Annotated in this window: 18 protein-coding genes; 9 read left to right on the forward strand and 9 right to left on the reverse strand. The window is 73.0% G+C overall.

Features of this window, described 5'->3' with window-relative positions:
* Positions 1 to 404: 404 nt before the first annotated feature.
* The 4 genes from ABT122_RS30295 to ABT122_RS30310 all read left to right on the forward strand — a co-directional run bounded on the left by ABT122_RS30295 (position 405) and on the right by ABT122_RS30310 (position 5,198).
* Positions 405 to 1,190, forward strand: a complete 786-nt coding sequence (locus tag ABT122_RS30295; RefSeq protein ID WP_351558788.1) for an MIP/aquaporin family protein — start codon at positions 405 to 407, stop codon at positions 1,188 to 1,190.
* Between the two features lie 61 nt (positions 1,191 to 1,251).
* Positions 1,252 to 2,799, forward strand: coding sequence for a glycerol kinase GlpK (gene glpK / locus ABT122_RS30300; RefSeq protein ID WP_351558789.1), 1,548 nt, complete (start codon positions 1,252 to 1,254; stop codon positions 2,797 to 2,799).
* A 5-nt stretch (positions 2,800 to 2,804) separates the two neighbouring features.
* Positions 2,805 to 4,415 (forward strand): glycerol-3-phosphate dehydrogenase/oxidase, encoded by a 1,611-nt coding sequence (locus ABT122_RS30305; protein ID WP_351558791.1) that lies wholly within the window; start codon positions 2,805 to 2,807, stop codon positions 4,413 to 4,415.
* A gap of 111 nt (positions 4,416 to 4,526) precedes the next feature.
* Positions 4,527 to 5,198 (forward strand): FadR/GntR family transcriptional regulator, encoded by a 672-nt coding sequence (locus tag ABT122_RS30310; RefSeq protein WP_351558793.1) that lies wholly within the window; start codon positions 4,527 to 4,529, stop codon positions 5,196 to 5,198.
* Positions 5,199 to 5,244: 46 nt separating this feature from the next.
* Here the strand turns inward: ABT122_RS30310 and ABT122_RS30315 are convergent, their stop codons facing one another.
* Both ABT122_RS30315 and ABT122_RS30320 read right to left on the reverse strand, forming a co-directional pair.
* Positions 5,245 to 6,054 (reverse strand): SDR family NAD(P)-dependent oxidoreductase, encoded by an 810-nt coding sequence (locus ABT122_RS30315; protein ID WP_351558795.1) that lies wholly within the window; start codon positions 6,052 to 6,054, stop codon positions 5,245 to 5,247.
* Positions 6,051 to 7,370, reverse strand: coding sequence for an enolase C-terminal domain-like protein (locus tag ABT122_RS30320; protein WP_351558797.1), 1,320 nt, complete (start codon positions 7,368 to 7,370; stop codon positions 6,051 to 6,053). The genes ABT122_RS30315 and ABT122_RS30320 overlap by 4 nt, the downstream gene beginning before the upstream one ends.
* 254 nt (positions 7,371 to 7,624) lie before the next feature.
* On the opposite strand from ABT122_RS30320, the gene ABT122_RS30325 reads away from it, so the two are divergent.
* Positions 7,625 to 8,857, forward strand: coding sequence for a PAC2 family protein (locus ABT122_RS30325; RefSeq protein ID WP_351558799.1), 1,233 nt, complete (start codon positions 7,625 to 7,627; stop codon positions 8,855 to 8,857).
* A 105-nt stretch (positions 8,858 to 8,962) separates the two neighbouring features.
* Here the strand turns inward: ABT122_RS30325 and mshC are convergent, their stop codons facing one another.
* From mshC to ABT122_RS30345, 4 genes are all read right to left on the reverse strand, one after another.
* Positions 8,963 to 10,192, reverse strand: a complete 1,230-nt coding sequence (mshC, locus tag ABT122_RS30330; RefSeq protein WP_351558801.1) for a cysteine--1-D-myo-inosityl 2-amino-2-deoxy-alpha-D-glucopyranoside ligase — start codon at positions 10,190 to 10,192, stop codon at positions 8,963 to 8,965.
* A gap of 273 nt (positions 10,193 to 10,465) precedes the next feature.
* Positions 10,466 to 11,284 (reverse strand): SCO1664 family protein, encoded by an 819-nt coding sequence (locus tag ABT122_RS30335; protein ID WP_351558803.1) that lies wholly within the window; start codon positions 11,282 to 11,284, stop codon positions 10,466 to 10,468.
* The gene (locus ABT122_RS30340; RefSeq protein WP_351558804.1) at positions 11,248 to 11,838 is read right to left on the reverse strand and encodes a DUF3090 domain-containing protein; all 591 of its coding nucleotides are present in this window, start codon (positions 11,836 to 11,838) and stop codon (positions 11,248 to 11,250) included. Before ABT122_RS30340 ends, ABT122_RS30335 begins: the two co-directional genes overlap by 37 nt.
* Positions 11,839 to 11,946: 108 nt before the next feature.
* On the reverse strand, positions 11,947 to 12,642 hold the full coding sequence (locus ABT122_RS30345) for a histidine phosphatase family protein (protein ID WP_351558806.1): 696 nt from the start codon (positions 12,640 to 12,642) through the stop codon (positions 11,947 to 11,949).
* A gap of 59 nt (positions 12,643 to 12,701) precedes the next feature.
* Between ABT122_RS30345 and ABT122_RS30350 the strand changes: the two genes are divergently transcribed.
* On the forward strand, positions 12,702 to 13,709 hold the full coding sequence (locus ABT122_RS30350) for a magnesium and cobalt transport protein CorA (protein WP_351558808.1): 1,008 nt from the start codon (positions 12,702 to 12,704) through the stop codon (positions 13,707 to 13,709).
* A 22-nt stretch (positions 13,710 to 13,731) separates the two neighbouring features.
* Here ABT122_RS30350 and ABT122_RS30355 read toward each other — a convergent pair whose 3' ends face one another.
* On the reverse strand, positions 13,732 to 14,517 hold the full coding sequence (locus ABT122_RS30355; RefSeq protein ID WP_351558810.1) for a ferritin-like domain-containing protein: 786 nt from the start codon (positions 14,515 to 14,517) through the stop codon (positions 13,732 to 13,734).
* Positions 14,518 to 14,680: 163 nt separating this feature from the next.
* Entirely contained in the window at positions 14,681 to 15,730 is a 1,050-nt protein-coding gene (locus ABT122_RS30360) for an LLM class F420-dependent oxidoreductase (protein WP_351558812.1), read from the reverse strand.
* Positions 15,731 to 15,874: 144 nt separating this feature from the next.
* Here ABT122_RS30360 and ABT122_RS30365 point away from each other — a divergent pair, with 144 nt between their 5' ends.
* Both ABT122_RS30365 and ABT122_RS30370 read left to right on the forward strand, forming a co-directional pair.
* Positions 15,875 to 16,858, forward strand: coding sequence for an aldo/keto reductase (locus tag ABT122_RS30365; RefSeq protein WP_351558814.1), 984 nt, complete (start codon positions 15,875 to 15,877; stop codon positions 16,856 to 16,858).
* Entirely contained in the window at positions 16,855 to 19,314 is a 2,460-nt protein-coding gene (locus tag ABT122_RS30370) for a helix-hairpin-helix domain-containing protein (RefSeq protein ID WP_351558816.1), read from the forward strand. Before ABT122_RS30365 ends, ABT122_RS30370 begins: the two co-directional genes overlap by 4 nt.
* Before the next feature lie 71 nt (positions 19,315 to 19,385).
* Here ABT122_RS30370 and ABT122_RS30375 read toward each other — a convergent pair whose 3' ends face one another.
* Positions 19,386 to 20,063, reverse strand: coding sequence for a hypothetical protein (locus ABT122_RS30375; RefSeq protein ID WP_351558817.1), 678 nt, complete (start codon positions 20,061 to 20,063; stop codon positions 19,386 to 19,388).
* Positions 20,064 to 20,110: 47 nt separating this feature from the next.
* On the opposite strand from ABT122_RS30375, the gene ABT122_RS30380 reads away from it, so the two are divergent.
* Positions 20,111 to 20,299: a DUF5703 family protein gene (locus ABT122_RS30380; protein WP_351558819.1), complete on the forward strand. Its 189-nt coding sequence runs from the start codon at positions 20,111 to 20,113 to the stop codon at positions 20,297 to 20,299.
* The last annotated feature ends 97 nt before the right edge of the window (positions 20,300 to 20,396 follow it).

Raw genomic sequence — 20,396 nt, forward strand, 5'->3', positions numbered from 1 at the left:
CCACCTCCGCGCCGGACCGTCCGCGCTCCCGCGCCGGACCGGCCCTCACCCCGGCACCGGGCCGGGGGCCGCACCCCCGCGCCACCCCGCCCGGACCGGCCGGCACCACCGCCCCGTACCCCCGCGCCGGGCCGGACCGTCCCCCGCGCCGTCCCCGCGCCGGGCGGTTCCCCGCGCGCTGGCGCATCATCGTAACGATCGGGCTCTGGGGTCGAACGACCCTTGACGCCATGTTGGCCAGGGATAAAACTGCCGTTCATCGGTCGGCATTGTCGAACACCTACCGGCGATACCCGTTAGAGTGTGACAAGCGCCAAGGGCCGGCAACGCCCTCACCTGAGGGCGCGGACCTCCGGAGTGACCCGGGGTCCGCCTTCCCCTGGACGAAGGACAAAGGAGTCGCGGTGTCCAGCTCCGACATCTTTATCGGCGAGATCATCGGAACAGCCGTTCTGATCCTGCTCGGCGGCGGCGTGGTCGCCGCCGTCACCCTCAAGAAATCCAAGGCGCGCGGCGCCGGATGGCTGGCCATCACCATCGCGTGGGGCTTCGCGGTGATGACGGCCGTCTACATCAGCGGCCCGCTCTCCGGTGCCCACCTCAACCCGGCGGTGACCCTCGGCATCGCGCTCAAGGACGGGGTCTGGGACAACTTCGGCGTCTATCTCGCCGGTCAGCTCCTCGGCGCGATGATCGGCGCCGCGCTGGTCTGGGTCGCCTACTACGGCCAGTTCCAGGCGCACCTCACCGACGCGGAGATCGTCGGCGATCCGGCCGACAAGGCGATCGAGGGCCCGCACGGCGGCAACAAGGCCGGCCCGGTCCTCGGCATCTTCTCCACCGGACCCGAGGTCCGCGTCGTCTGGCAGAACCTCGCCACGGAGATCCTGGGCACCGTCGTGCTCGTGCTCGCCGTGCTCACCCAGGGCCTCAACGACGAGGGCAAGGGCCTGAGCATCCTGGGCGGTCTGATCACCTCCTTCGTCGTGGTCGGTATCGGCCTCTCGCTGGGCGGCCCGACCGGCTACGCCATCAACCCGGCCCGTGACCTGGGCCCCCGTATCGTCCACGCCCTGCTGCCGCTGCCCAACAAGGGCGGCTCCGACTGGGGCTACGCCTGGATTCCGATCGTCGGCCCGATGGCCGGCGGAGCGCTCGCCGCGGGTATCTATCACCTCGCGTTCGCCTGACGGCGCACCGTATGCCGCACAGGTACAGCCGTATCCCCACAGACCAGAGCAGGAGCACACCGTGAGCGACACACACACCCCGGCGACGTCCTCCCACGGGCACGGTCCGTTCATCGCCGCCATCGACCAGGGCACCACCTCCAGCCGCTGCATCGTCTTCGACAAGGACGGCCGGATCGTCTCGGTCGACCAGAAGGAGCACGAGCAGATCTTCCCCAGGCCCGGCTGGGTCGAGCACAACGCCACCGAGATCTGGACCAACGTCCAGGAGGTCGTGGCGGGGGCGCTCGACAAGGCGGGCATCACGGCCGCCGACGTCAAGGCGATCGGCATCACCAACCAGCGCGAGACCACGCTGCTCTGGGACAAGAAGACCGGTGAGCCCGTCCACAACGCCATCGTCTGGCAGGACACCCGCACCGACGCGCTCTGCAAGGAGCTGGGCCGCAACGTCGGCCAGGACCGCTTCCGCCGCGAGACCGGGCTGCCGCTGGCGAGCTACTTCGCGGGCCCCAAGGTCCGCTGGCTGCTCGACAACGTGGACGGTCTGCGCGAGCGCGCCGAGCGCGGCGAGATCCTCTTCGGCACCATGGACTCCTGGGTCATCTGGAACCTGACCGGCGGAACCGACGGCGGAGTGCACGTCACCGACGTCACCAACGCCTCCCGCACCATGCTGATGAACCTCTACAGCCTGAAGTGGGACGAGAAGATCCTCACCTCCATGGAGGTCCCGGCGGCGGTGCTGCCCGAGATCCGCTCATCCTCCGAGGTGTACGGCCACGCCAAGGGCGGCATCCTCGACGGCATCCCCGTCGCCTCCGCCCTCGGCGACCAGCAGGCGGCCCTCTTCGGCCAGACCTGTTTCGCGGAGGGCGAGGCCAAGTCGACGTACGGCACCGGCACCTTCATGCTGATGAACACCGCCGAGACGCCCGTCAACTCCTACAACGGGCTGCTGACGACCGTCGGCTACCGCATCGGCGACCAGAAGGCGGTCTACGCCCTGGAGGGCTCGATCGCGGTCACCGGTTCGCTGGTGCAGTGGATGCGCGACCAGATGGGCCTGATCAACTCCGCGGCCGAGATCGAGACCCTGGCGAGTTCCGTCGAGGACAACGGCGGCGCGTACTTCGTCCCCGCGTTCTCCGGCCTCTTCGCCCCCTACTGGCGCTCCGACGCCCGCGGGGTGATCGCCGGTCTCACCCGCTATGTCACCAAGGCGCACATCGCCCGCGCCGTTCTGGAGGCCACCGCCTGGCAGACCCGCGAGATCACCGACGCCATGACGAAGGACTCCGGCGTCGAGCTGACATCGCTGAAGGTCGACGGCGGCATGACCTCCAACAATCTGCTGATGCAGACGCTCTCGGACTTCCTGGACGCACCGGTCGTGCGCCCGATGGTCGCCGAGACGACCTGCCTCGGAGCCGCCTACGCCGCCGGCCTGGCCGTCGGCTTCTGGCCGGACACCGACGCGCTGCGCGCCAACTGGCGCCGGGCGGCGGAATGGACCCCGCGCATGGACGCCGACCAGCGTGAGCGCGAGTACAAGAACTGGCTCAAGGCCGTCGAGCGGACCATGGGCTGGCTTGAGGAAGAGGAGTAACCGACATGACCACCCCGCAGAGCGTCCCGGCCCTCGGGACGCACCCGGCATCCGGCTCCCTCCCGAGCCGTGCCGAGACACGGGAGCAGCTCTCCAAGGCGACGTACGACCTCCTGGTCATCGGCGGCGGCATCCTGGGCATCTCCACCGCCTGGCATGCGGCGCAGTCCGGGCTGCGGGTGGCCCTGGTGGACGCCGGTGACTTCGCCGGCGCCACCTCCTCCGCCTCCTCCAAGCTGCTCCACGGCGGTCTGCGCTACCTCCAGACCGGTGCGGTGAAGCTGGTGGCGGAGAACCACTTCGAGCGCCGCGCGGTCTCCCGGGAGGTGGCCCCCCACCTCTCCAACCCGCTCACCTTCTATCTGCCGGTGTACAAGGGCGGACCGCACGGTGCCGCGAAGCTCGGCGCGGGTGTGTTCGCGTACTCGGCGCTCTCCGCCTTCGGCGACGGCGTCGGCCATGTCATCAGCGCGGCCAGGGCGCAGCGCGATGTGCCGGAGCTGCGCACCGAGAACCTGAAGGCCGTCGCCGTGTACGGGGACGACCAGATGAACGACGCCCGGATGGCGCTGATGACGGTCCGCGCGGCCGTCGAGGCGGGCGCGACCGTGCTCAACCACGCCGAGGTGACCGGGCTGCGGTTCACCAAGGGCCGGGTGACGGGCGCCGAGCTGAAGGACCGCGCGGACGGTGCGGAGTTCGGGATGAGTGCCCGGCTGGTGCTCAACGCCACCGGCCCGTGGGTGGACCACCTGCGCCGGATGGAGGACCCGAACGCGGCTCCTTCGATCCGTCTCTCCAAGGGCGCGCACCTGGTGCTCAAGCGCACCTCGCCGTGGAAGGCCGCGCTGGCCACCCCGATCGACAAGTACCGCATCACCTTCGCCCTCCCCTGGGAGGACATGCTGCTGCTCGGCACCACGGACGAGGAGTTCGAGGGAGACCCGGGCGAGGTCGCGGTGACCGAGCAGGACACCGCGCAGATCCTGGACGAGGCCGCGTTCTCGATCCGGGACCAGCAGCTCTCGCGGGACCTGATCACCTACTCCTTCGCGGGCCTGCGGGTGCTGCCGGGCGGTCCCGGCGACACCTCGAAGGCGAAGCGGGAGACGGTGGTCTCCGAGGGCCGCGGCGGGATGCTGTCGGTGGCCGGCGGCAAGTGGACGACCTTCCGCCACATCGGCCGTACGGTGATGAACAAGCTGGCCGCCCTGCCCGGGCACCCGCTGGGCGAGGACATGGAGCCCATGTCCTCGCTGCCGAGGAAGCTGCCGCTGCCGGGGATAGCCAACCCGGACGCGGTGGCCCACCGGCTGCTCGTCGACGGCGGCACGCCGGGGCCGAGGATGGCGGCGGACACCGCGCGCCACCTCGCCACCCACTACGGCTCGCTCGCCTTCGACATCGCGCGCCTCGCCAACGACGACCCGGCGCTGGCCGAGCGCGTCCACCCGGACGCCCCGGAGATCTGGGCGCAGGTCGTGTACGCGCGGGACCACGAGTGGGCCGAGACGGCCGACGACGTTCTGCGCCGCCGGACGACGCTGACGATCCGGGGCCTCGCGACGGACGAGATCCGGGCCAGGGTCACGGATCTGCTGGGCGACAGGAAGTAGCACGGCATATCACGGGCCCCGGAGGTCCGTGCGTGGGGCGGTTCCCGGTCCGGGGGCCGCCCCTCGGTTGTACCCTCAGACATCGGATGATTCCTGGGGGCAGGGGGCGGTATGGCGGTCACCGACGAAGCCATCGAGAAGATCAAGGAAATGATCGTCTCGGGTGCCCTGCGCCCCGGGGAGCGGCTGCCCCGGGAGAGCGAACTCGCCGCCGCGCTGGGGCTGTCCCGCAATTCGCTGCGGGAGGCGGTCCGGGCGCTCTCGCTGATCCGGATTCTCGACGTCCGCCAGGGTGACGGCACCTATGTGACGAGTCTCGATCCCCAGCTGCTGCTGGAGGCGCTGAGCTTCGTGGTGGATTTCCACCGCGACGACACGGTGCTGGAGTTTCTCGCCGTGCGCCGGATTCTGGAGCCGGCCGCGACCGCGATGGCGGCGGTGCGGATCGGCGCGGACGAACTGGACGCGCTGGAGGCGGGGCTGGACGCGCTGGGGCCGCGGCCGTCCGTGGCGGAGCTGGTGGCCGCGGACCTGGAGTTCCACCGGCGGATCGTGCGGGGCGCGGGGAACGCGGTGCTCTGCTCCCTGCTGGACTCGCTCTCCGGGCCGACGACCCGGGCCCGGGTGTGGCGCGGGCTGACCCAGCGGGACGCGGTCAGCCGGACGCTGGCGGAGCACCGGGCCATCCTGGGCGCGCTGCGGGACGGGGACGCGGAGGCGGCCCGCTCGTGGGCGACCGTGCATGTGGCGAGCGTGGAGCAGTGGCTGCGCACGGTCCTGTGACGACCGCCGCCCGGGGGTGGTCCGCCCGCGCCGGTCGACTCGCGGCTCAGCCGCCGGGGCGCAGCCGCAGTCCCTGCATACCGCCGTCGACCGCGAGCGCCGTCCCGGTGACGGCCGCCGCCGCGGGTGAGGCGAGATAGCAGATCGCGGCGGCGACCTCGTCGGCGGCCACGAGCCGGCCGGTGGGCTGGCGGGCCTCCAGGGCCGCGCGCTCGGCCGCCGGGTCCGCCGCCCGGTCGAGCAGCCGGCCGATCCACGGGGTGTCGGCGGTCCCCGGGTTCACACAGTTCACCCGGATGCCCTCGCGGACGTGGTCGGCGGCCATGGCCAGGGTGAGCGAGAGCACCGCGCCCTTGCTGGCGCTGTAGAGCGCGCGCTGCGGCAGGCCGGCGGTCGCGGCGATGGAGCAGGTGTGGGTGAGGGAGACGGCGCCGGGCCGCTCGGCCGCCGAGGCGCGCAGATGCGGCAGCGCGTGCCGGGCGACCCGGACCATCCCGAGGAGGTTGACGTCGAGGACGTGCCGCCACTCGTCGTCGGGGTTGTCGGCGACGGTGCCCACCGCGCCGACGCCCGCGTTGGAGACCACGGTGTGCAGGGCGCCGAACGCGGCGGCGGCCCGGTCGACCGCCGAGCGCACGGCTGCGTCGTCGGTGACATCGGCGGTGAGGGCGAGCGCCCCCGGGGGCGCTCCCCCGCACTCCCGGTCGAGCACCGCGACCCGGGCGCCGTGCCGCAGCAGCAGCCGGGCCACGGCCGCGCCGATTCCGGAGGCACCGCCGGTGACCAGCGCGTTCATCCCGTCGAACACGGCTTCGCCACCGGTCTCCCGGCCGGCTTCCGGCGCGGGGCCGCTCATGGGGCGGGCTCCCCGGCGGCGCGGCGGGCCCGCCAGACGGGCCCGTCCGGGTAGCGGTGGGCGGCGATCGACCCGGGGCGCATCCGGGCGGAGAACCCGGGGGCGGTGGGGGCCCGGTAGCGCCCGTCCGAGACGACCACCGGATCGGTGAAGTGCTCGTGGAGATGGTCGACGTACTCGATGACCCGGTCCTCCCAGCTGCCGGAGACGGCGACGTAGTCGAACATCGCGAGGTGCTGCACCAGCTCGCACAGCCCCACCCCGCCCGCGTGCGGACAGACCGGGACCCCGTACTCCGCGGCGAGCAGCAGGATCGCCAGATTCTCGTTGACCCCGCAGACCCGGGCGGCGTCGATCTGGAGGAAGTCCACCGCACCGGCCTGGAGCAGCTGCTTGACCACGACCCGGTTGGCCGCGTGCTCACCGGTGGCGACCATCACGGGCTGGCCCGCGCGGACGGCGGCGTGGCCGAGGATGTCGTCCGGGCTGGTGGGCTCCTCGATCCAGTACGGCCGGTCGGGTGCGAGCGCGGTCATCCAGCGCACGGCCTCGTCGACGTCCCAGCGCTGGTTGGCGTCGACGGCGATACGGATATCGGGCCCGACGGCCGCGCGGGCCAGCCGCAGCCGTCTGATGTCGTCGTCGATGTCCCCGCCGACCTTCAGTTTGATCTGGCCGAAGCCGTCGGCGACGGCTTCCCTGGCGAGCCCCACCAGCTTCTCGTCGCTGTAGCCGAGCCAGCCGGGGGAGGTGGTGTACGCGGGGTAGCCGCGCGCGCGGAGCCGTGCGGCGCGCTCGGCGCGGCCGGGTTCGGCGGCGCGCAGCAGAGCGAGCGCCCGCTCGCGGCTGAGCACATCGGTGAGATAGCGGAAGTCGACCTGGGAGACGATCTCCTCGGGGGTCATGGCGGCCAGGAACTCCCACACGGGCAGCCCCGCGTGGCGGGCCGCGAGGTCCCAGGCCGCGTTGACGACGGCCCCGGCCGCCATGTGCGTCACCCCCTTCTCCGGTCCGAGCCAGCGCAGTTGTGAGTCCCGTGTCAACGCGGTGTGGAGGGCGGCGAGCCGGTCCGGGGTGGTGGGCGCGGGGCGCCCGACGACATGGGGACGCAGCGCCGCGACGGCGGCGGTGGCGATCTCGTTGCCCCGGCCGATGGTGAAGCAGAGGCCGTGTCCCTCGGTGCCGGTGTCGGTCGTCAGCACCACATAGGCGGCGGAGTAGTCGGGGTCCGGGTTCATGGCGTCGGAGCCGTCGAGCCGCTCCGATGTGGGGAAGCGGATGTCGTGGACCGCTAACCCCGTGACGGTCTGTCCCATGGGCGCACTCCCGGGAGAGAGGACATCGGATCTCTCGGTCATCCGATGTATATCGCCGCCCGAGCACCAGCGTCCAGAGTCGTGGCGAAGGTTGTGGGGCACAGCTCGGATGAATCCTCCCGCGAGTGGGGTAGCGATACGGACCGGGGGCGTCTCGCCGAAGTTCACCCACCCGTGCACGAGGGCTGCGGTGGGACACCTCGTAAGCCGTAAGGTTGGGGCGTACGAAAGGCAACGTCGGAAGGAGGCACTGGGTGATCGAGCTCGAGGGGGTACCCGAGCTGATCGACCCGGTCATGGTGGCCGCGTTCGAGGGCTGGAACGACGCCGGCGACGCCGCCTCCACCGCGGTCGCACACCTGGACCGGGAATGGAAGGGCGAGGTGTTCGCGGCGCTGGACGCCGAGGACTACTACGACTTCCAGGTCAATCGGCCCACGGTGTGGCTGGACGGCGGAGTACGGAAGATCATCTGGCCGACGACCCGGCTCTCCGTGGTCCGGGTCGGCGGCGAGAAGCCACGTGACCTGGTGTTGGTGCGCGGCATAGAACCGTCCATGCGCTGGCGGTCGTTCTGCAATGAGATCCTCGGATTCGCCCATGAGCTGGGGGTGGAGATGGTGGTGATCCTGGGCGCGCTGCTCGGGGACACCCCGCACACCCGGCCGGTGCCGGTGAGCGGCATCACATCGGACCCGGATCTGGCGAGAACCATGGACCTGGAGGAGACCCGGTACGAGGGTCCCACCGGGATCGTCGGGATTCTCCAGGAGGCGTGCACCCACGCCGGGGTGCCCGCGGTGAGTCTGTGGGCGGCGGTGCCGCACTATGTGTCGCAGCCGCCCAACCCCAAGGCGACGCTGGCGCTGCTGAACCGGCTGGAGGATCTGATCGGGCTGCGGATTCCGCTGGGAGAGCTGGCGGAGGACGCCCGTGCGTGGCAGCTCGGGGTCGATCAACTGGCCGCCGAGGACAGCGAGGTGGCGGAGTACGTCCAGACGCTGGAGGAGGCACGGGACACCGCGGAGCTGCCGGAGGCGTCGGGCGAGGCCATCGCCCGGGAGTTCGAGCGCTATCTGCGGCGCCGGGACGGCGGTCCGGGTCCGGGCCCCGGCCCGGGGGTCGCGACCGACGGCGGTGAGGGGGGAGCGTATCTGCGCGACCCCGGGGGCGGGCTGAACCGGCCGCCGAAACCGCCGCGTCCGGATCAGCGCCCGGAGCCGGAGGCACGGGAGCAGGAGACGCGGGAGCCGGAGACGCGGGAGCAGGAGTCCGGTGGGGAGGCCGGGGCCGAGGCGGCTCCCGAGCCGGGCCCGGTCAAGGGCCGGGGGCGCGGTCGGGGCCCGAAGGCCGGTCCCGGGGCGGCGGCTCAGCCGGAGGACAGCAACGGCGACGGCTGCGACAGCGGCAGCGGCACCGGCGACAGCGGCGGCAGCGGCAGCGGGAGTGACGGCGAAGGCGAAGGGCAGGGCTCTCCGGGGAAGTGACCCGGTGGCAGGCGTGAAGGCGGGGCGGTGTCCTGGTGGACACCGCCCCGCCGTCCGTCCGTCTCATGCCGGGCGGGGGCGCCCCGCCCGGCATCGGTCAGCTCGTCAGAGGGCCACGCCCAGCAGCGCGTCGACGGTGCGGGAGACCAGACCGGGCGCGCCCTCGTCCGTACCGCCCCCGGTGCTCTGCCGCTCGGCCCAGCGGTCGACGGCGGCGAGTGCGGCCGGGGCGTCGAGGTCGTCGGCGAGGGCCGAGCGGACCTCCTCCACCAGGGTGTCCGCGGACGGACCGTCCGGCCGGGAGACGGCCGCGCGCCAGCGTTCGAGCCGCTCCACGGCCTCCTGGAGCACCTGGTCGGTCCACTCCCAGTCGGCCCGGTAGTGGCGGGAGAGCAGCGCGAGCCGGATGGCGGCCGGGTCGACGCCCTCGCGGCGCAGGGTGGAGACGAAGACCAGATTGCCCTTCGACTTGGACATCTTCTCGCCGTCGAGCGCGACCATCCCGGCGTGGACGTACGCCCGGGCGAAGGGGTGCTCACCGGTGAGCGCCTGGGCGTGGGACGCGCCCATCTCGTGGTGCGGGAAGATCAGGTCCGAGCCGCCGCCCTGGATGTCGAAACCCATCCCGAGGTGATCGAGGGCGATGGCCACACACTCGATGTGCCAGCCGGGCCGGCCGCGGCCGAGGCTGCCGCCGTCCCAGTCCGGCTCGCCGTCGCGGGCGGCCATCCACAGCATCGGGTCGAGCGGGTTCTTCTTGCCGGGCCGCTCGGGGTCGCCGCCGCGCTCGGCGGAGAGCAGCCGCATGGCCTCGGCGTCCAGATGGGAGACCTCGCCGAAGCGCGGGTCCGCCTCGACCGAGAAGTAGACATCGCCGTCGAGTTCGTACGCGGCCCCGGCGTCGCGGAGCCGCTCGACGAGCGGGACGATGCCGGGTATCGCCTCGACGGCGCCGATGTAGTGCCGCGGCGGCAGCATCCGCAGCGCGGTCATGTCCTCGCGGAAGAGGGCGGTCTCGCGCTCGGCGAGCGAGGTCCAGTCCTCTCCGTCGCGGATGGCGCGCTCCAGCAGCGGATCATCGACGTCGGTGACGTTCTGGACGTAGTGAACCTGCCGCTTGGTGTCGAGCCACACGCGCTGAACGAGGTCGAACGCGTTGTAGGTCGCCGCGTGACCGATGTGGGTCGCGTCGTACGGCGTGATGCCGCAGACATAGATACGGGCGACGGGACCGGGGTCGAGGGTCAGGGACCCACCGGTCGCGGTGTCGTGGATCCGGAGGTCGCGGCCCTTGCCGGGCAGGGCGGGGACCTCAGAAGCGGGCCAGGCATGCATGCCTTGAGACTAACCGGATGACTGATCCGTTTACGAACCGGATCACGCCGGTTGGCCGGTTACGCGGTCTTGCGGAGTGACACGTATATGTGCGGGAAGCAGCGACTGGGCTCGGAATGCCGGATTCCGTGCTTCTCGCGCTCCCGGCACTTCCCGCGCTTCCGTCACGCGCCGTGCTCTCGCGCGGCGACAGCGGCCGGGGACAGCGACCGGCGAAAGCCGGGCGACCCGGGGCCGGCGGGACGACCCGGGCGCACCCGGGCGGCCCCGGACTCAGACGGGAGGCCAGGGGATCGCCGGCCACTCACCGGACGGCGCCGGGTGGACCCCGGCACTCCGCAGGGCCGCCACCCGTGCCCGTACCGCCCCCACTTCGGCGGGGGTCAGCAACTGGGCCAGCCGGGTGACGAGCGGGCCACCGTCCGCCAGGGCGCCGGAGAGCGTCCCGAGGGCCGCCAGGGCCTCCTCCGGAAGAGGCTCCCCCGCCCAACCCCACAGCAGGGTCCTCAGCTTGTCGTCCGCGTGGAAGGTGACACCGTGGTCGATGGCGTAGAGCACCCCGTCCGGCGCGGGCAGCAGATGCCCGCCCTTGCGGTCCCCGTTGTTGATCACCGCGTCGAGGACCGCCAGCCTCCGCAGCCGGGTGTCGTCGGCGTGGACCAGCAGCGCCGTGCGCCCCTCCCCCACCTCCGCGAGACCGACCGCTTTCCAGCCGTCCCCCGGCTCCTCGTCCTCCACCAGCGCCAGCAGGGAGGCGGCGGGGTCGGCCTCGATCCAGAGCTGGACCATGCCCTCGCCGTAGGGGCCCTCGCGCAGCACCGTGGGCGGCACCAGATGCCAGCCGAGCGCCTCGGAGATCTCGTAGGCCGCCACCTCGCGCTGGGCGAGCGTCCCGTCGGGGAAGTCCCACAGGGGGCGCTCGCCGGCGACCGGCTTGTAGACACAGGACGCCTCCTCCCCCTCGTACGAGACGGAGCAGAACAGCACCGCGTTGGAGGCCTCACGGACCCGGCCGCGCACGGTCAGCTCGCCCCGCGCGAGCAGGTCCAGCGAGGTCACGCCCCCCGTCGGTATCCGTTCTGGCGCGGGCATACATGTCCTTCCGGATCGAGCGGCAGGCTGCACAGCGGGCAGGGCGGCCGGCCGGCGTTCACCACGTCCAGCGCGCGCTTGGCGAAGGCCCTCGCCTGGGCGCCGGTCAGCCGGACCCGCAGCATCGGCGGGCCGTTCTCCTCGTCCTGGAGGAGCCGCTCCTCGGCGTCGGCGAGGTCCTCCTCGGAGTCCGCCTCCAGCTCGACCAGCGCCTGTGCCTCGACGATCATGCGCTGTTCCTCGCCGTCCCAGGCCAGCGCCATGGTGCCGACCCGGAACTCCTCCTCGACCGGCGCGTCGAGCGGGGCGGTGTCCGCGACATCGGCGGGCGCCATGGCGGGCACCGGGGCGTTGCCGCCGGTGCGGCGCACGACCTCGTCGAGCAGCTCGTCGATCCGCTCGGCGAGCGCTGCCACCTGCGTCTTCTCCAGCGCCACGCTGGTGACACGCCCTGCGGCCGACGCCTGGAGGAAGAACGTACGGCGTCCAGGCAGCCCGACCGTACCGGCCACGAACCGGTCCGGTGGGTCGTAGAGGAACACCTGACGGGACACGCTCTCTCCCTCAAGACTCGGGAACGACAGACTCGGGAACGACAGACCCGGAAACGGCCTGGGCGGGCCTGCGGGGTTTCGGCGCGTCCACCCTACTGCGCCGGGCGATCACGGTGCGCCCGCGCCGCCGCCCACGACCGCGTTCCCCTCGCCGCCCTGGTCGCCAGCGCCGCGCGGGGCCAGCGACGCGAGGTCCCCGGTGTCGCCCAGACGCAGAAGAAATGGGCGGGTACGGGTGTAACGCACCGCTGTCACGGAACACGGTTCCACATGGATTCGCTGGAAGAGATCGAGATGCATACCGAGCGCGTCGGCGATGAGCGACTTGATGATGTCCCCGTGGGAACACATGGCGTAGACGGCGTCCTCGCCGTGCTCGGCGTCGATCCGGGCGTTCCAGTCGCGCACGGCGTCCACGGCGCGGGCCTGCATGGCCCGCATCGACTCGCCGCCGGGGAACGCCGCCGCCGAGGGGTGCTGCTGGACGACCTCCATCAGCGGCTCGCCGGCCAGCTCCGCCAGCTTGCGGCCCGACCAGTCGCCGTAGTCGCACTCGCCGATCCGCTCGTCGGTGCGGAGCGAGAGGCCCGGCCGGGCGTCCAGCAGCGGCTGAACCGTCTGTACGCACCGCTCCAGCGGGCTGCTGACCACGGCGGCGAGGGGCACCCCCGCGAGGCGCCCGGGGAGCGAGGCGGCCTGCTGGGCGCCCCGCTCGTCGAGGTGCACGCCCGGGGTCCAGCCGGCGAGCAGCCCGGCGGTGTTGGCGGTCGAGCGTCCGTGACGTACCAGGATCAGCGTGGCCATGTCCGCAAGCCTAGGGCGCCGCACGCCCTGGGGTGCGCCGGGGTGGCGCGGGCGGGAGAATGCGCGCTGTGATCGTGGACTGCGCCATCTACCGGGACGGACACCGCACCGAGGGTCCAGGCGACCTGTCCGACGCGCTCGCCCTGGCCAGGGAGCGCGGTGACGCCTTCCTCTGGATCGGGATGCACGAGCCGACAGAGGAGGAGTTCGAGCTGGTCAAGTCGGAGTTCGGGCTCCATCCGCTGGCGGTGGAGGACGCGCTGCGGGCCCATCAGCGCCCCAAGCTGGAGGTGTACGACGACTCGCTGTTCGTGGTCCTCAAACCGGTGGTGTACGAGCCCCGGAGCGACACGGTCTCCACGGGAGAGCTGATGCTCTTCATCGGCGACTCGTTCGTGGTGACCGTCCGGCACGGCGAGGGCGCGCCGCTGGCCGCCGTGCGCACCCGGCTGGAGGCCGAGCCCGAGGTGCTGGCGCACGGGCCGACGGCGGTGCTGTACGCGATCAGTGACGCGGTGGTCGACCACTACATCGAGGTGGCGGAGGAGCTCCAGGTGGACCTGGAGGAGATGGAGGCGGATGTCTTCGCCCCCGGCGGGTCGGCGAGTCCTGGCCCGGCGCGCACCCCGACGGCGGCACGGATCTATGTCTTCAAGCGGCAGCTGCTGGAGTTCCGGCGGGCGACCGGTCCGCTGGCGGGGCCGATGACCCGGCTGGCGAGCGCCGGGGTGCCGTTCGTCAGTGAGCGGTCACAGCCGTTCTTCCGCGATGTCAGCGACCATCTGACCCGGGCGAACGAGCAGGTGGACGCGTTGGACCGGCTGCTGTCGGACATCCTGGCGGCACATCTGGCCCAGCAGGGGGTGCGGCAGAACGACGACATGCGCAAGATCTCGGCGTGGGCGGCGATGGCGGCGGTCCCGACGATGGTGGCGGGGATCTACGGCATGAACTTCGAGCACATGCCGGAGCTGCGGTGGGTCGGGGGGTATCCCGCCGTTCTGGTGGTGATGGTGGGCGCGGTCTATGGCCTGTTCCGGCTGTTCAAGCGGCGGGGCTGGCTCTGAGATCCCCGGCCGGCCGGGGATCTCAGAAGGCGTGCGCGGGGATCGGCGGGCCGTCGAGGGCGCCGCGCCGCTCGGGCATGGCGAGCGAGATCATCCGGTGCCAGCCGCCCAGCCGCTCGTATCCGTAGAGCCCCCGGATGCCGGTGGCGAGGAGCGCGGACTTGGCGGCGGGCCAGTGCAGCAGCCGGCCCATGTGGTCCATGACGGCGAGGCTCACCTCGCGGTAGACCCGGATCTCGGCGAGGGCGCTCCGGCGCAGGACGCGGTGGATGGTGCGGCCGTGCCCGGCGGCGGCGAGGCTCAGCAGCTCCTCGTGGCAGTAGGCGAGGTGGTTCTCCTCGTCATGGGCGATCATCCGGATGGCCTTGCCGACCTCGGGGTGGTCGCCGAAGTGCCGGACCAGCATGTCCATCTGGTCGGCGGCGCGCTGTTCGGTGACCCGGCTGTGCGCGAGGTAGACGACGATGTCCTCCTCGGTGAGGGGTTCGTCGCGGCGCAGCTTCTCGTGGGTGAGGCCGATGCCCTGGCGCTCCAGGAGCATGGTGTAGTCCGCCTCGGGCGGGACCGGGACCGGTTCGAGACCGCGCTTGCGCAGCAGCGCGTTGAAGATCCGGCCGTGCTTGTCCTCGTCGGCCCCGTGCCGGCTGATCCTCGGTGCGAGAGCGCGCATGCCCTCGGGCACCAGGGCGGCGATCCGGCCGTTCTCCCAGCCGCCCTGGGACTCGCCGCTGGCCGCGATGGAGCAGAAGAGCCGGTAGGCGTCGTCGTGGTCGATGATTTCCTGGAACAGGCTCCGGGCCGAGAGCATCACTGCCACCTCCTGAGGGCACCCCGGTGACAGCGTCACACGCGGTGGACGGGTGGGGGCAACAGCTGGGGCCCGCAAACGCCCCGAACGGGCGACATTCGCGGTGGTACGGCCCCGGTCCGGGCCGGCGGGCGGGCACGGGCCGGACCGGGGCGGGGGGCGGTCAGGCGAGCCCGGCGCGCTCCAGGGCCTCGGTGCCCGCGCGCAGTGCGGTGAGGCGCTCCTCCAGGGTGAAGCCGGCCGGGGCGAGGGTGAGGGTGGTGACCCCGGCCGCCGCGTACTCCCGCATCCGGTCGGCGATCCGCTCGACGGAGCCGAGGAGGGTGGTGGAGTCGATCAGCCGTCCGGGGACGGCCGCCGCCGCGCCCTTCTTGTCACCGGCGAGGTACTTGTCCTGGATCTCGGTGGCCTCCTTCTCGTACCCCATGCGCCGCGCGAGCTGGTTGTAGAAGTTCTGCTTGCGGCTGCCCATGCCGCCGACGTAGAGGGCGGTGTACGGGCGGAACAGATCCGCGAGCGCGTCGGTGTCCTCGCCCACGGCCAGCGGCAGGGTGGGACAGACGTCGAAGCCCTCCATGGTCTTCCCGGCCTTCTCCCGGCCCGCGCGCAGATACTGGATCGCGGTGGACTCCAGATGCTCGGCGGAGGGGAAGATCAGCAGCGCGCCGTCGGCGATCTCACCGGTCTGCTCCAGGTTCTTGGGGCCGATCGCGGCGATGTAGAGGGGGATGTGCTCGCGCTGGGGGTGGACGGTGAGCTTCAGGGGCTTCCCGGGGCCGTCCGGCAGCGGGAGGGTCCAGTGCTCGCCCTGGTGGGAGAGGCGCTCCCGGGTCATGGCACGGCGGATGATCTCGACGTACTCACGGGTGCGGGCGAGCGGCTTGTCGAACTTCACCCCGTACCAGCCCTCGGAGACCTGGGGTCCCGAGACGCCGAGGCCGAGCCGGAAGCGTCCGCCGGAGAGGGAGTCGAGGGTGGCGGCGGTCATCGCGGTCATGGCGGGCTGGCGGGCCGGGATCTGCATGATCGCGGAGCCGACGTCGATCCGCTCCGTCCGGGCGGCGACCCAGGCCAGGACGGTGGGGGCGTCGGAGCCGTACGCCTCCGCCGCCCAGCAGACGTCGTAGCCGAGCCTGTCGGCCTCCTGGGCGACCGCGAGATTGTCGCTGTCCATCCCCGCGCCCCAGTAGCCGAGGTTGATGCCGAGCCGCATAACCGCTCCCTCTTACTGATCAGTAACGTCCGTGTTCCGGGGACTCTAGCGCGGGTGACCGCGATCCGTCAGGGCCCCCGCCCCCGCCGGAGGTTGTCCACAGGCCCTCTCGGCGCGGGCCCCTGGCCAGTAACCTCAGCGGTCATGGAGCAGAGGCATCTCGGCCGCACCGGCCTGCGCGTGTCCCGGATCGGTCTCGGCACCCTGACCTGGGGCCGGGACACCGATGAGCACGACGCGGCGGATCAGCTCAAGGCGTTCTGGGAGGCCGGAGGGACCCTGGTCGACACCGCCGATGTCTACGGGGGCGGGGACGCGGAGTATCTGCTGGGGCAGTTGGTGGAGCGGCTGGTGCCGCGGCGGGATCTGGTGATAGCGACGAAGGCGGGCAGTGTGCCCGACCCTGACCGCCGGTTCGACGGCTCGCGCGGGCATCTGCTGGCCTCGCTGGACGGCTCGCTGGCCCGGCTGGGCACGGACTACGTGGACCTCTGGCAGGTCCACGCCTACGATCCGCGGACCCCGCTGGACGAGACCCTCCAGGCGCTCGACATCGCGGTGAGCAGCGGCCGGGCCCGCTACGCGGGGGTGTCCAACTTCTGCGGCTGGCAGCTGGCCAAGGCGGCGACCTGGCAGCTGGCGGCGCCCGGGGTGCGCACCCGTCTGGCCAGCACACAGATGGAGTACTCGCTCCTCCAGCGCGGGGTGGAGCGGGAGGTGCTGCCCGCCGCCCTCGATCTGGGGATCGGCCTGCTGCCGTCGTCGCCGCTGGGCCGGGGCGTGCTCACCGGCAAGTACCGGCACGGCACACCGTCGGGCTCCCGGGGCGCGTCCGAGCTGCTGGGCCCCTTCGTGGAGCCGTATCTCGACGAGACGGCCGACGGCATCGTGGACGCGGTGCTGACGGCGGCCGACGGGCTGGCGACGACGCCGCTCCAGGTGGCCCTGGCCTGGGTGCGGGACCGCCCCGGGGTGGTCGCCCCCGTCATCGGCGCGCGCAACGCGCAGCAGCTGATGGCGGCACTGTCAGTGGAGGCGCTTACGCTTCCGGACGAGATCTGCCGGGCGCTGGACGATGTGTCGGCGCCCGTGCACCGCTATCCCGATCAGGACTGGAGCACGCTGTGACCGCGTCTTCCCGGGGGCCGAACCCCGAACCCCCGGCCGCCACCGCCGCCGATGACCGCGAGCCCGAGGGGACAAAGGGGGCGGCGGCCCCGCCGGCACCGGACCCGGGCGCGGGGACGGCCGCGCCCGGAGCGGCGGGGAGCGGCGCGGATGCCGCCCCGGCCCCCGGGGAGGGCGAGGCCGGCCCGGCCGATGGCACCGCGCCGGAGGCGGGCGCGCACGGGGCCGACGGGAGCGGCGCGTCCGCGCCGGCCGGCGCGGAGGGCACAGGGGGCGCGGAGGGCACAGGGGGCGCGGAGGGCACGGAGGACCGGACCGGCGAGGCCCACGGAAGCGGCGCGGAGAACCCGACCGGCGAGGCCCACGGGGCCGACGCAGCCGACGGGGACGGCTCCGGCGGTTCGGACAGCGCGGCGGAGGAGAGCGTGGCCGCCGCCGCGCTGAGCGAGACCGAGGCGGAGATCGCCGCGCAGCGCGAGACACGGGCACGGATCGAGCGCCGGAAGGCCGAGAAGTCCGGGCCGGTGGCGAGCGGGGCCAAGCTCAGCGGCACGGCGGCCGAGCTGCTCGCGGCGGTGCGCGCGGTCGAGAGCGGCGAGAAGCCGCCCACCGTCTTCCAGGGCACCCCCGCGCCCGCCGCGCCCCCGGAGCAGAGGGCGCGGCCGGTGCGCCCGCCCGCCGCCGCGCCGGAGTCGGTCTCCGGCCCGGCGACCGCGCCGGAGACCGTCACGGGGGTACGGGCAGTGCTCGCCGAGGGCGGCGCGCCCGAGGCGCTGGCGGCCCCGGCGGCCGAGACGCTCGGCGAGCAGGCCGCCCAGGCCCTGCGGGCGGACCCCTGGCTGCTGCTCTCCGTCCCCGGGGTGCGGCCCGAACAGGCCGACGGCTTCGCCCGCGCGCTGCTCGGCGGCGAGTGCGGCCCGGGTGACGAGCGTCGGACGTCGGCGCTGGTCGCCTGGCACCTGGAGCAGGCGGCGCTGCGGGGTCACACCGCGCTGGAGTCGTCGTCGGTGCGCGGCGCACTGGCCGAGCGCTCGGTGCCCGACCCGGACGGAGCGCTGGAGCAGGCGGTGGCCGACGGAGCCGTCCTGCTGTTCCAGGACGGCCCCGTCGAGACCGGCGAGACCGGACAGACGGACGAGACCGAACAGGCGGAGGAGACCGGGGAGGCAGCCGGCGGGGAGACCGGCACCGGGGAGCCGGCCGACGAGGCGCCGGCCGCCGGGGGCGGTCCGGTGCTGCTGGGGCTCGACCGCTACGCGATGGCCGAGGAGAGCCTCGCGGACGGTCTGGCCCGGCTCGCCCGTTCGGGCGCGGACGACCGGTGGGCATCCGCGGACCCCACCGAACTGGTCCGGGCGGTCGCCGCGAGCGGACTGGTGACCCACACCGGCGGCGAGGCGGCCCGGGCCGAGCCGGTCGCGCTCGCCGAGGCGGGCGCGGCGCTCGGGCTCCGTACCGTCGTCGCGGTCCACAGCTCCCGGAGCCGCCGGGCGGCCGGGCCGTCGGCGGTCACGGTGGCCGGGCTGCTCTCGGGCGCCGAGGGCCCCGGCCGGGACGGGGACGGCGCGCTCGCGCTCGATCTGCTGGTGGTGCTGGACGGGCCGCTGCTCGATGTGGAGAGCGCGGCGATGCTGGTGGAGTCGCTGCCGGACGGTTCGCGGCTGGTGCTCAGCGGCGACCCGGGCCAGCTGGGCTCGGCGGGTGCCGGGCGGGTCTTCGCGGATCTGCTGGCGGCCCGGGTCTGCCCGGGGGTGGTCTCCCGGACCCCGGACCCCGGCCCGATCGGCGAGCTGGTGTCGGGCATCGGCATCGGTGAGCTGAACCGGGTGGCGGCCCCCGGCAAGGAAGTCGTCATCGTGCCGGTACGGGACGCGGGCGAGGCCGTGCACCGCACGGTGCAGCTCGTCGCCGACTCGGTGCCCCGGGCGATCGGGGTGCCCACCGAACAGACCCAGGTGATCACCGTGGGCCATGGCGGTTCCGCGGGCACCCGCGCGCTCAACGCGGCGCTGAAGCAGCGGCTGAACCCCGGCCCTGGCCGGTTCGGCGGCTTCGACCCGGGCGACCGGGTGGCGTACACCCCGGCGCCCGGCCGGACCGTGCCGGGCACCGTGGTCTCGGCGGACGCCGCGGGGCTGCGGCTGGACTGCGAGGGGACCGAGGTGACCGTGCCCAGGGAGCGGGTCGAGCCCGCGCTGCGGCACGGCTGGGCGCTGACCGCGCACCAGGCGGCGGGGATGCGCTGGCCGGCGGCGGTCGTGGTGCTTCCGGGGGATGCCGCGCGGGGCCTGAGCCGCCCCTGGGTGTACACGGCGTTCGGCCGGGGCGAGCGTCATCTGTCCGTGGTGCGCGGGGTGGACCAGGCGCTGCCGCGCGCGGTCGCGGAGATCCCCGCCCAGGAGCGGACGACCCGGCTGCGCCCCCTCCTCGAAGGGCTGCTCACCCCCGCCGGGTGAGGGACGGGACGGCGGACGGCCCGCCGCCCGGACCTTTCCGGTCCGGGCGGCGGGCCGTCGGTGTGCCGTGCTCAGCGCTCCGGCTCGTCGACGTCGTCCAGCTCCTCCACGTCCTCCACCAGCTCGTCCAGCTCGTCCTCGTCGAAGACGGAGCTGACGTCGAAGCGGATGACCACCCGCTGCGGGTCGGCCGTCTCGAAGGGCGCGCTGAGCCACTCCCCCGGGTCGGCGAGATCGTCCAGGGCCGAGACCCAGAGGGTGGAGTCGCCCTCCTCCAGTCCGAATTCCTTGTGCCGGGAGGCGATCTCGTCCGGTTCGTACTCGCCGAAGACCAGACCGAGCGCCGCGTGCACCCGGGTGGCGGCGGTCCGGGAGCGCTCCGGCGCGTCCTCGTCGGGATCGAGGTCGGCGATGCGCCGGGCCTGGGAGAGCAGCCGCCCCGGCTCCACCACCGCGTAGTCGCGGCGGATCAGCACACTGAGGGCGTTGGGTTCCTCCGGGCCCCCGTACGCCGGGAGCGATTCATCGGCTCCGGGGATCTCGAAGGGGGTGACTTCGTCATAGCGGTCGTAGAGGCGTTCGTCGTAGGCCTCCGCCGCGACGGCCAGGGCGTTGAACGCGTCGTAGACGGCCGGGTCGTCCTCTCCCGTGCGGTTCTCGACCGCCGCGAGGTGGCGGTCCAGTGCGGCTTTGACCGCCTCGGCGGCGGCACGTACCTCGTCAGCGGTGGGCGGCGCAGCATCAGACATAGTGCAGACGCTATCCGTACCGGGCCGGTGCCCGCACAATAGATGCGATGCCGGAATACGAATTTGTCGATGTGTATGTGCCTCGCGGGGTCTCCCGCGCGGAGGCGACGCGTCTGCTGACCGACCACGCCGAGTACGGACACTGGGAGTTGGACCGACTGACGCTGCACCGGAACGGCAGCCGAAGGGTACGGCTGCGCCGCCGGATCATCCGCCAGGTGCGTGCCACCTGGTGAACCGCCGAGGAGTGGGTCAGTACCGCGATGGAGCCGCCGCGCCTCCAGTCCAGCCAGGGCCCCGCAGGTGCGGGATGAGCCTCCGCGAGCCACAGAC

This window comes from Streptomyces sp. NPDC001985, assembly GCF_040296845.1.
Lineage (GTDB): Bacteria > Actinomycetota > Actinomycetes > Streptomycetales > Streptomycetaceae > Streptomyces.

What these genes read in the sequence shown, in the direction of transcription:
- ABT122_RS30345 (WP_351558806.1), bottom strand. Translation starts at nt 12,642, where the DNA reads ATGGCCACGCTGATCCTGGTACGTCACGGACGCTCGACCGCCAACACC.
- ABT122_RS30380 (WP_351558819.1), top strand. Translation starts at nt 20,111, where the DNA reads ATGCCGGAATACGAATTTGTCGATGTGTATGTGCCTCGCGGGGTCTCC.
- mshC (WP_351558801.1), bottom strand. Translation starts at nt 10,192, where the DNA reads ATGCATGCCTGGCCCGCTTCTGAGGTCCCCGCCCTGCCCGGCAAGGGC.
- ABT122_RS30350 (WP_351558808.1), top strand. Translation starts at nt 12,702, where the DNA reads ATGCGCGCTGTGATCGTGGACTGCGCCATCTACCGGGACGGACACCGC.
- ABT122_RS30315 (WP_351558795.1), bottom strand. Translation starts at nt 6,054, where the DNA reads ATGAGCGGCCCCGCGCCGGAAGCCGGCCGGGAGACCGGTGGCGAAGCC.
- ABT122_RS30375 (WP_351558817.1), bottom strand. Translation starts at nt 20,063, where the DNA reads ATGTCTGATGCTGCGCCGCCCACCGCTGACGAGGTACGTGCCGCCGCC.
- ABT122_RS30365 (WP_351558814.1), top strand. Translation starts at nt 15,875, where the DNA reads ATGGAGCAGAGGCATCTCGGCCGCACCGGCCTGCGCGTGTCCCGGATC.
- ABT122_RS30310 (WP_351558793.1), top strand. Translation starts at nt 4,527, where the DNA reads ATGGCGGTCACCGACGAAGCCATCGAGAAGATCAAGGAAATGATCGTC.
- ABT122_RS30320 (WP_351558797.1), bottom strand. Translation starts at nt 7,370, where the DNA reads ATGGGACAGACCGTCACGGGGTTAGCGGTCCACGACATCCGCTTCCCC.
- ABT122_RS30355 (WP_351558810.1), bottom strand. Translation starts at nt 14,517, where the DNA reads ATGCTCTCGGCCCGGAGCCTGTTCCAGGAAATCATCGACCACGACGAC.
- ABT122_RS30335 (WP_351558803.1), bottom strand. Translation starts at nt 11,284, where the DNA reads ATGCCCGCGCCAGAACGGATACCGACGGGGGGCGTGACCTCGCTGGAC.
- ABT122_RS30360 (WP_351558812.1), bottom strand. Translation starts at nt 15,730, where the DNA reads ATGCGGCTCGGCATCAACCTCGGCTACTGGGGCGCGGGGATGGACAGC.
- ABT122_RS30305 (WP_351558791.1), top strand. Translation starts at nt 2,805, where the DNA reads ATGACCACCCCGCAGAGCGTCCCGGCCCTCGGGACGCACCCGGCATCC.